This window comes from Reyranella sp. (assembly GCF_044224635.1).
In the GTDB taxonomy this organism is placed as follows: domain Bacteria; phylum Pseudomonadota; class Alphaproteobacteria; order Reyranellales; family Reyranellaceae; genus Reyranella.
Window position 1 is genome coordinate 227,097 of sequence record NZ_JBGAKA010000006.1, and the last position, 9,142, is coordinate 236,238.

The 9,142-nt window shown below is 64.7% G+C and carries 9 protein-coding genes and 1 tRNA gene; 4 read left to right on the forward strand and 6 right to left on the reverse strand.

Going from position 1 to position 9,142, the window contains the following annotated elements; translation table 11 throughout:
* Nucleotides 1-7 precede the first annotated feature (7 nt).
* Nucleotides 8-244 carry a hypothetical protein gene (locus ACILR9_RS08550; protein WP_395709485.1) on the reverse strand — a complete coding sequence of 79 codons (237 nt, stop codon included), beginning with the start codon at nt 242-244 and terminating at the stop codon, nt 8-10.
* A gap of 161 nt (nt 245-405) precedes the next feature.
* On the opposite strand from ACILR9_RS08550, the gene ACILR9_RS08555 reads away from it, so the two are divergent.
* On the forward strand, nt 406-1,371 hold the full coding sequence (locus ACILR9_RS08555) for an OmpA family protein (protein ID WP_395709486.1): 966 nt from the start codon (nt 406-408) through the stop codon (nt 1,369-1,371).
* Nucleotides 1,372-1,813: 442 nt separating this feature from the next.
* Here the strand turns inward: ACILR9_RS08555 and ACILR9_RS08560 are convergent, their stop codons facing one another.
* Nucleotides 1,814-2,326: a DUF5131 family protein gene (locus ACILR9_RS08560; RefSeq protein WP_395709487.1), complete on the reverse strand. Its 513-nt coding sequence runs from the start codon at nt 2,324-2,326 to the stop codon at nt 1,814-1,816.
* On the opposite strand from ACILR9_RS08560, the gene ACILR9_RS08565 reads away from it, so the two are divergent.
* On the forward strand, nt 2,325-3,104 hold the full coding sequence (locus ACILR9_RS08565) for a DUF4394 domain-containing protein (protein ID WP_395709488.1): 780 nt from the start codon (nt 2,325-2,327) through the stop codon (nt 3,102-3,104). The two genes, ACILR9_RS08560 and ACILR9_RS08565, sit on opposite strands and share 2 nt — an antisense overlap.
* A gap of 103 nt (nt 3,105-3,207) precedes the next feature.
* Here the strand turns inward: ACILR9_RS08565 and ACILR9_RS08570 are convergent.
* Nucleotides 3,208-3,282 (reverse strand) — tRNA-Thr (locus ACILR9_RS08570).
* Between the two features lie 133 nt (nt 3,283-3,415).
* Here ACILR9_RS08570 and ACILR9_RS08575 point away from each other — a divergent pair.
* A complete protein-coding gene (locus ACILR9_RS08575; RefSeq protein WP_395709489.1) occupies nt 3,416-4,519 on the forward strand; it encodes an amidohydrolase family protein in 1,104 nt (367 codons plus the stop codon).
* Between the two features lie 7 nt (nt 4,520-4,526).
* Nucleotides 4,527-5,657 carry an LLM class flavin-dependent oxidoreductase gene (locus ACILR9_RS08580; protein WP_395709490.1) on the forward strand — a complete coding sequence of 377 codons (1,131 nt, stop codon included), beginning with the start codon at nt 4,527-4,529 and terminating at the stop codon, nt 5,655-5,657.
* A gap of 147 nt (nt 5,658-5,804) precedes the next feature.
* On the opposite strand, the gene ACILR9_RS08585 is transcribed toward ACILR9_RS08580, so the two are convergent.
* From ACILR9_RS08585 to ACILR9_RS08595, 3 genes are read right to left on the reverse strand one after another with little or no spacing between them, the layout of a single operon-like run.
* On the reverse strand, nt 5,805-7,418 hold the full coding sequence (locus tag ACILR9_RS08585; protein ID WP_395709496.1) for a sensor histidine kinase: 1,614 nt from the start codon (nt 7,416-7,418) through the stop codon (nt 5,805-5,807).
* Nucleotides 7,309-8,037 carry a response regulator transcription factor gene (locus ACILR9_RS08590; RefSeq protein WP_395709491.1) on the reverse strand — a complete coding sequence of 243 codons (729 nt, stop codon included), beginning with the start codon at nt 8,035-8,037 and terminating at the stop codon, nt 7,309-7,311. The genes ACILR9_RS08585 and ACILR9_RS08590 overlap by 110 nt, the downstream gene beginning before the upstream one ends.
* Nucleotides 8,027-8,521: a hypothetical protein gene (locus tag ACILR9_RS08595; protein ID WP_395709492.1), complete on the reverse strand. Its 495-nt coding sequence runs from the start codon at nt 8,519-8,521 to the stop codon at nt 8,027-8,029. Before ACILR9_RS08595 ends, ACILR9_RS08590 begins: the two co-directional genes overlap by 11 nt.
* Nucleotides 8,522-9,142 lie beyond the last annotated feature (621 nt).

Here is a 9,142-nt window from a genome sequence, read left to right on the forward strand (position 1 = left end):
ACTCCGGCTAGGTCGGAGGCGGGGAGGGCCGGAGCGCCGTCCGGCCGCTCTCGGTCAGCTCGACGCGACGCTGGCCCGTTTCTCCACCGCATTGGCGGATCAGGCCTTCGGCCAGCGCATCCTCCCAGACGGGGAAGCGCGGACAGGAACTCCGCCAGGCTTCCATGACGTCTGACCGGGTGCGCGGCCGATCGGCGACCCACTGCAGGAATTGGACCATAATGAGGCTGATCTGGGCTGTCATGGTACGGCTTCGTGGTCCGACCCCGGACCTACAAGGGATGGTGCCGCGACACTTGGTGCCTATCAAGTGCTGTCTGACGGTTGCAGACCCTAGGCAAGGCAGATAACATCTGCCCTGTTTATGACCCAATTTCCAGGAAGCTGGACCAGGGGAGATTTCGGATGAAGAAGGCTTTGGTGGCCGCCGCCGCATTGATGGTTCTGCCGGTTGCGGCCCAGGCGCAGTCTCCGGCGCCGGGGGTGTATATCGGTGCGGAAGGCGGCCTGAACTGGCTGTTGAATTTCACGGCCAACACCAATCTCGCCCCCAACTTCGCGACGGTGAGCGTGACCCCGCAGACCGGCTGGGCGGTCGGTGGCGTGATCGGCTACGACTTTGTCGGTCCGCGAGTGGAAATCGAGGGTGTCTATCGCCAGAACGGCCTCAACATCGGCGTGCCCAACACGGCGATCAACAGCAAGGTCGGTCAGCTTGGCATCATGGCCAACCTGCTGTACGACTTCATGCCTGCCTCGGTGATCACGCCGTACATCGGCGCCGGCGCCGGCGTGGGCTTCGTCGACAGCAACCAGTCGCTGGGCAGCACGGTGTTCGCCTACCAGGGCATCATCGGCCTGGGTTGGAACGTCGACACCAACTTCCGCGTCAACCTGGACGGCCGGTACTACGGCACGTCGAACCCGACGATCAACGGCACCAGCTGGACCAACAACAACTTCAGCATCATGCTGGGCCTGCAGCTGAAGTTCGGTCCTGCGGCGCCGCCGCCCCCGCCGCCGCCGGCTGCTGCGGTTGCGCCGCCGTCCTACATGGTGTTCTTCGACTGGGACCGCTCGAACCTGTCGGCGCAGGCGCTGAACACGATCAAGCAGGCGGCCGCGGCGTTCAAGGCCAAGGGGAACGCGCGCATCACGGCGACCGGCCATACCGACACGTCGGGCCCCGAGGCCTACAACATGGCGCTGTCGCTGCGGCGCGCCAATGCGGTCAAGGACGCGCTGGTGCGCGAGGGCGTGCCGGCGACGGCGATCACGGTGATCGGCCGCGGCGAGCAGGGCCTGCTGGTGCAGACCGGCGACGGCGTGCGCGAGCCGCAGAACCGCCGCGTCGAGATCGTCATCCAGTAAGTCGCTGGAACGGCAATATTGCAAGGGCGGCCCGATGGGCCGCCCTTGTCTTTTGCGGCCTGTCGTTTGCGGCTTCGTGTGATGGCGACCGCGAAGCCGAAGGGCTTGGCTGATTGTGGATCTTGTCTGGGCATCAATCGCCCATCGATTGAAGGAATAAAAGGTCCCTCGCTGCGCTCGGGATGACATCACCACTGTGGCAACGCCCCGGTGTCATCCCGAGCGCAGCGAGGGTGTCCTTCATTTCAACGATAGACTGCACTATCCAGCGCGGATCACATATTTACAGATCTTGAAAAGCAGCCGCCCGCGTCGCAAAGGGTTGGCGCAATCGCGTCCGTTGCCGACCAAAAAGGGAAGGCTCCCTCGCCCCGATCGAGACGCCTCGCTCCGCGTGGCTCGTCAGGGCGAGGTCATTCTCCAGTGCTTCCACCAAAGACGATCACGCTCTGACGCATTGATCGCCACCCACCGTCGGGACACTTCCGCATCGAACGGATCGGCGAGGCTCGGTCCGAAGACTTTTTTCGCGGCTGCCGGAACCCTTGGCCCTGCGGTTCCATTTGGCTGTCGCCAACAGTCGGCAGTAGTTCGGCGTCGCAGTGCGCGTGGGTTCGAAGCGAGCCCACTTCCGGCGCTGGGACATCGTCGCGGCATAGCAGTTGTCGCAGGCGTCGCTGACGCGCGTGCATCCGATCCATGGATTGAAGGTGTGGTCGGTCCACTCGATTCCGGTCTTCTCGCCCAAGCGGTCCTCTTCACCCATACGGTGCCCGTTACCCATCTGGTGCGGGTCGCCCATCTGGTGCTGATCGCACGTCAGCACTTCGATCGTCGCAGTAACGACGGTGTGATCGCTCCCAGGCGTCCACGGCAAATCCGGCCAAGGGTGGCGACAGTATCTACAGGGCGACCGTCGTGACAACGGGCGCCCAACAGAGAGGAACCGACACATGATCGTGAAGACACTGCTGGCCTGCTCCGCATCGTCGCTGCTGCTTCTCGCGGGCGCTGCCCAGGCGGCAGATATCGGCGTGCTGATGGCCGATGGATCGATGGTCGTCGTCGACACGACCGCGAAGAAGGTCACCAGGGCGATGAAGGTGACCGGAACCACCGCCCCGCTCGTCGGGATCGACGTTCGTCCCGCCGACGGCATGCTGTACGGCCTGACCGCCGACGGCACGCTCTACACCATCGCGATGGACGGCAAGGCGACGATGAAGTCGAAGCTGGAGACCATGCTGCCGTCCGGCGTGATCGCTACGGTCGACTTCAATCCGGTGGCGGACCGCCTGCGCGTCATCGGCAGCGACGGCACCAGCCTGCGCGTCAGCGTCGACGACGGCAAGGTCATGAAGGACGGCAACCTGAAGTACGCCGAGACCGATGCGAACAAGGACAAGAAGCCCAAGGTCGTGGCCGGCGCCTACACCAATTCGGTCAGGGGTACCAAGGAGACGACGCTCTATGACATCGACGCGTCGAGTGGCGCGCTCGTAAGGCAGGCGCCGCCCAACGACGGGATCCTCAACACGGTTGGTTCCCTGGGCGCCAAGTTCGACACCATTGCCTTCGACATCTGGTCGGATGGCACCAAGAACGAGGCGTGGGTTATTGCCGATGGCCAGCTGTGGTCGATCGATCTGGCGACCGGCAAGGCCACCGCGGCAGGCAAGATCGACGGCCTCGCCGCAGGCGCCAAGGATATCGCCATCCTGCCCAAGATGTGATGCCACGAGGCGGCGTGCGATGACCTGCCGAGCTGACCGCGGCAGGGTCCGCGGCGCCGTCATCGGGACATCGCAATAAGCTGGAATATGTGGGCTGCTCTGCTGGTGCTGCCGGACAGGATTGAACTGTCGACCTCTCCCTTACCAAGGGAGTGCTCTACCACTGAGCTACGGCAGCGTGCGGCCGGGGGTATGCCATAGGGGGAGGCGGGGTTCAACCGCTGCCGCTCGCCGAAATCCCCTGTGCGCGACGGCTTGCCGCCCCCTGCCTGCTCTGCCTACCCTTGGTGGACCAGGCAAGGAGCAATGGCATGGACTGGCGCCCGATTTCGGCGGATTCGCACATCACCGAACCGCCCAACTGCTACGTCGACCACATCGAGCCGGCGTGGCGTGACAAGGCGCCCCACGTCGTCAACAAGGACGGCCTGGGCGACATCTACGTGGTCCACGGTATGAAGACGCCGGTGCCGATGGGACTGGTGGCGGCCGCTGGCGTGGCGCCCAAGGATATTCGCCTGGGCGGTGCCAAGTTCGAGGATTTGCACCGCAGCGGCTGGGATCCGAGCTGCCGGTTGGCCGACCAGGACAAGGACGGCGTGGCGGCCGAGATCATCTATCCGACCGTTGGCATGATGCTCTGCAACCATCCCGACTTCGATTACAAGAAGGCTTGCTTCGATGCTTACAACCGCTGGCTCCAATCCTATTGCTCGCATGCACCCGACCGCTTGATCGGTATGGGCCAAACCGCGATGCGCAGCGTGGAGGAGGGCATCGCCGACCTGGAGCGCATCAAGGCCATGGGTTTTCGCGGCGTCATGATGCCTGGCAACCCCCAGGAAAAGGACTACGACGATCCTGCCTACGATCCGTTCTGGGAGGCCGCGGTCGCGCTCGAGATGCCGCTCTCGTTCCACATCCTGACCTCGAGCGGCGACAACACCATGACCAAGCCGCGCGGTCCCAAGATCAATTCCTTCCTGTCGATCATCCGCGGCTGCCAGGACATCATGGGCATGCTGGTCTACAGCGGCGTGTTCGAGCGCCATCCCAGGCTGCGCGTCGTCTGCGTCGAGGCAGACGCCGGCTGGGCGCCGCACTTCATGTACCGCATGGACCACGCCTACAAACGGCATCGCTACTGGATGAAAGGAAAGGAGCTCGCCCGCCTGCCATCCGAGTATTTCCGGAAGAACATCGCGCTCACCTTCCAGGATGACTGGACGGCCTTCCAGTTCGCCAACATGCTGGATCCGAACCAGTTGATGTGGGCCAGCGATTTCCCGCACAGCGATTCGACTTGGCCGTGGAGCCAGGACGTGATCGCCGAGCAGACCGCCCATCTCACGCCGGACCTGCGCAAGCGCATCCTGCGCGACAACGTGGCCGAGCTCTACAAGCTCGCAGCATAGGCCCGCCATGCGCTTCAGCCTCTTCATGTACTGCACGGTCGGCCGGCGGGCCGAGCTCGAGGCAGGCATGGCGGGGCGCAAGCCGGACCTCTATCAGCGCATGCTCGGCGAGATCGCCGAGTATGCCCGTTTCGCCGACGATGCCGGCTATTTCGGCTTCGGCCATCCCGAGCACCATCTGCAGATCGAAGGCTTCGAGATCTCCAACGATCCGCGCCTGATGTCGATGTGGCTCGGCCAGCATTCGAAGAAGCTGCGCGTCATCACGTGTGGCTTCGTGTCGACGACGCACAATCCGCTGCGCGTGGCCGAGGATATCGCCACCATGGACCACATGCTGGGCGGACGCTTCGGCGTTGGGCTGGTGCGCGGCTACCAGGCCCGCTGGGTCGAGAATTTCAAGATTCGCGACGAGCTGAACGCGGTCGGCCCATGGAACAAGGATCAGCCGGCCGACATCGCCAATCGGGAATATTTCGGCGAGTTCGTCGACATCGTCGTGAAGGCTTTATCGAACGAGACCTTCAGCCACCACGGCAAGCACTGGACTTTCCCGCCCGCCGGGATGGTCAACCCGCACGAGCATCCGGTCTACGTCAAGTACGGCCAGGGCGTGACGGCGGCGATGAAGATCGAGCAGATCGGCATCGCGCCCCGGCCGCTGCAGACGCCCCATCCGCCGCTCTACGGCGGCTTCGCCGCATCGATGCGCACGGCGCTGTTCTGGGCCAAGTACGGCGGCAAGCCGATCGTGCTCACCGATAACCTGAAATTCTACGATCATCTGTGCCGAGCCTACACCGAGGAGGCGTCGAGGCATGGCCGCACGGTCAAGGATGGCCAGCAGGCGGGGTGGGGTGGCATCTTCATCTGCGCGCCGACCGATGCGCAGGCCCAGGAATGGGCCAGGGACATGATGTGGTTCTGGCAGAGCTGGGCGACCCCGTTTGGCCAGGGCGTGCCCGAGCTGCTGGTCGGGTCACCCGACACGATCGCGCGTCGGCTCGACCAAGTGAGGCAGGTGCTGCCGGATCAGGACGAGGTGATCCTGCTGATCCCGCAGGGCCTCCACGACCGCGGCCAGATCCTGACCTCGCTCGAGCTGATGGCCACCAAGGTGATGCCGAAGTTCGCGTGACCGAGTCTCCTCCCCAGCGAAGCTGGGGAGGTGTCGCGTCATACGCGACGGAGGGGTCATGAGCAGCGCGACTGTGGCCTATGACCCCTCCGTCCGCGATTACGCGAACACCTCCCCAGCAGGAGCTGGGGAGGAGAATGATATGATCTATACCGGCAGCCTGATCGTGACGGACAGGCCGCCGGCGGGGCGATTGACGGCTTCGATCGTTCCGCCGAGGGCTTCTACCGTGCTGCGGGCGATCCACAGGCCGAGGCCCGCATGGTCGGAGGGCCGGGCGGCGGCATTGCGCGGGCGCGACGAGAAATTGCGATCGAAGATCTGCGTGATCAGCGCGGCGTCGACGCCCGGTCCTTCGTCGGAAATGGTCAGCTCGGCAACCCATCCCGTACTGACGAGCACGATGAAGATCGTGCTGCCGCGCGGCGAGAAGCTTATGGCGTTCTCCAGCACGCTATGGACGACCGTCTCGAGCATGCCCTGGCCGGCCCGCACGGTGACGGATTGGGCCAGCTTCGTGGTCAGGTGGATGCCCTGTTCCTGGAGCATCTCGGCGAGATCGCCGATCACCGCTTCGAGCAGATGGGTGAGGTCGATGGGCAGACGCGGCGCGCCGATCAGATCGGCCGTGCCGATCTCCTGGCGCTGGACGGCCACCACGAGATCGAACAGCCGGCCGAGCGCGGAATCGATGACCTCAAGGGCACGGCGGGCGCGACGGTCGTCCTCCGGCACGGTGCGGCGGACCGGCTCGAGGGCCGACCGGATGGATGCCAGCGGCGTCTTGAAGGAGTGCGCCTTCTCCTCCGCCGACTGGCGAATCTGGAGGGACGCCTGCTTGAGGGCGAGCACGAGCCGGTCGAAATCGCGCGCGACGCTCGTCAGCTCGGGCACGACGTTGCGTCGCTCGAACGCATCGTCGCCGATGCGGCCGGCGCCGATCTCCGCCGCGACATCGCGAAAGCGTCTGAGACCGATCCGGATGCCGACAGCGACCAGGATCGCGAGAAGGGCGAGGGCGACGTAGATCGCGGCGGCGGCGCGAACCTCCTCGGTCTGCCAGTAAGGGCGTCCGATCGAGGTCCGCAGGAAGTCGGTCGTGCTGTGCGTGGTCGTCAGCACCCAGCACCCGGCGGCGCCGCGGATCGGGATGATCGAGGTCAGCAGCTCGACCGCGCCGCTCGCTTGCCGATAGCGGATCTCGTCGCTCGCGCCGACCGTGCAGGCGCTGGACAGGCGCGCGAGGATGCCGCGCCGGCTGAGCTCGTCGAGTTCGGCGGATACGCTCTCCGCCTGGATCTGCGGGGCGGATGCGACGTAGTAGAACTGCCCCGACTTCTGGCTGTCGGCCGGCTGGAAAAGCAGCTTGAGGGTCGTCTCGTCGCTGCCGTAGCGGGCAAGATCGGCGTTGAGCGATCCGGCGTTCGAGAGTGTGAGCTCTCTCAGGATCGGGGCCAGCGCATCGGCGATCAGGGCGCTGCGGTCTTGGATGGCCCGGGTCACGAGTTCCCGCGTCTGACGGTCGGCGCTTTCGAACCGGCCGTACAGCACGACCGGCAGGGCAATGAAGATGGCAATGAGGGCGGCAAGCTTGAGCGTCAGCGATCCGCCAAGCCGGCGGATGGTCCGTCGCCAGCCGGCGCTCGCCGCCCTAGGCCTTGCCCCAGCGGTAGCCAAAGGCCTGATAGTTGTCGATCTCGGCGAACTCAGGATCGACGGCGCGGAACTTGTTACGGATGCGCTTGATGCAGGAGCGGACATTCGTTCGGTAGCCATTCTCGCCGCTCCCGGCAATGAATCCGACGTAGTGCATGCAATCGTAGACCGATCGATAGGTCACGAATCTGCCGACGTTGGAGGCGAGCAGGTGCACGATCTTGAACTCCGTCGTCGTCAGATTGAGATCGACGTTATCCCAGAATGCGCGGCTCGTGCCGGGCTTCAGCATCAGACGACCACAATGGAAGCTTTCCGAATCAGTCGGGCTGATATTGCTCTTCGCCGACAGGATCAGCTTGAGCCGCTGGGCGAGGATGGGAACGCCACGGCCCTTGTCTACGAAGTCAACCGCGCCGCGATCGAGAGCGAGCTTCTCGTAGACCGGCTGAGACCGGCCGGTGAGAAAGACGACGGGCAGATTGACGCCATTGCGACGCAGTCGTGGCAGCAGGTCGATGCCCGACACGCTCGGCAGATTCCAGTCGAGCAGGATGATGTCCACCGAGGTGCCGTCCTCGAACGCCGCCAGCAGGGATTCGCCGTCGCCGTAGCCGTCGACGTCGAAGCCGTGGTCGGCGAGCTCGTTGCCGACGACCTCGCGAAAATCTTCATCGTCCTCGACGAACGCGAGCCGGACCCGGGCTTCGGTGTTATCGCGCATTTCCGAGGCGGGACTGGAATTGGGCCATGCAGAGCCGCTTTCCTTCATCGCTGTCGACATTGTTCCTCACTTCGTACGCAAGTGTGGTGAACTGCTTGGTCTCGACATTGGGATAGAGCTGGATGTCGAGCGTGCATTGGCCGTCGCGGTAGCGCCAGCGCTTGCCCGGCGGTCGTTCCTCCTCTGCGCTTGGTGATCCGAAGGCCGCCCTGATTTCGGACTCGCTCTTGCCAGCGAGCGGTAGCGAGGTAACGGCAGGCGCATCGGGCGCCGGCGAAGGCGGCGTCGGAGCGGCAGGCGGGCGCGCGGTCGGCGTCGCGGCCTGATTGGTCTGCGGGGGAGCCGGCTGGATTTGCGGCACACTTTTCTTCGGCTGGGTCATCGCCGGCTTGCTCGAGGTCAGACGTGTGAAGTCGTCCCGCATGTTCCTTGCCACGTCGCATCCGGAGAGAAGCAATAGCCCGACGCCGAGGCTTCGTGTCATTTGGCTCCTGATCGTCATCCTGTCTTGCCCGGCCGGCTCGGAAATGCGTACCGGCGAGTTGTGGCCGGAATGGGGCAGGGGCGTCTTAGTCCACAGCCCCGTGCAGCCGGCCAAGAAGCGACGCCAGTGTCCACGTCTCGGCCTCGGAGAGGTGCCGTCCGACCGCATGCAGAAGCGCCGCAGCGTAGGTTGGCCAGGTTCGTCGGCGAAGAGCGCGTCCCTGACGCGTAGTATGCAGCACTTGGCCGCGACCGTCCAATTCGCTCGCCGCACGTGCCAGCAGTCGTGCCGTTTCGCAATATCGGCGTGCCTTTCACTCTCCTCCCCAGCGAAGCTGGGGAGGTGTCGGCGTCTTCGCCGACGGAGGGGTCATGAGCAGCGGGACTGAGGCTCATGACCCCTCCGTCTCGGATTACCGAGACACCTCCCCAGCGGAGCTGGGGAGGAGAGTGAGAAGCGCACCGGCGACATCGAGCACCTAGGGAGCCCTCCATGAAGTTCACCTGGTTCCATCTCATGCCGTGGCCGCACATGCCGGACGACTTCCGCGAGAAGCACCGGTCGGTGTGGGTCGATCTGCCCAGCCGGATGTACGAGCCTGAGGTCGGTCACGGCGTTTAT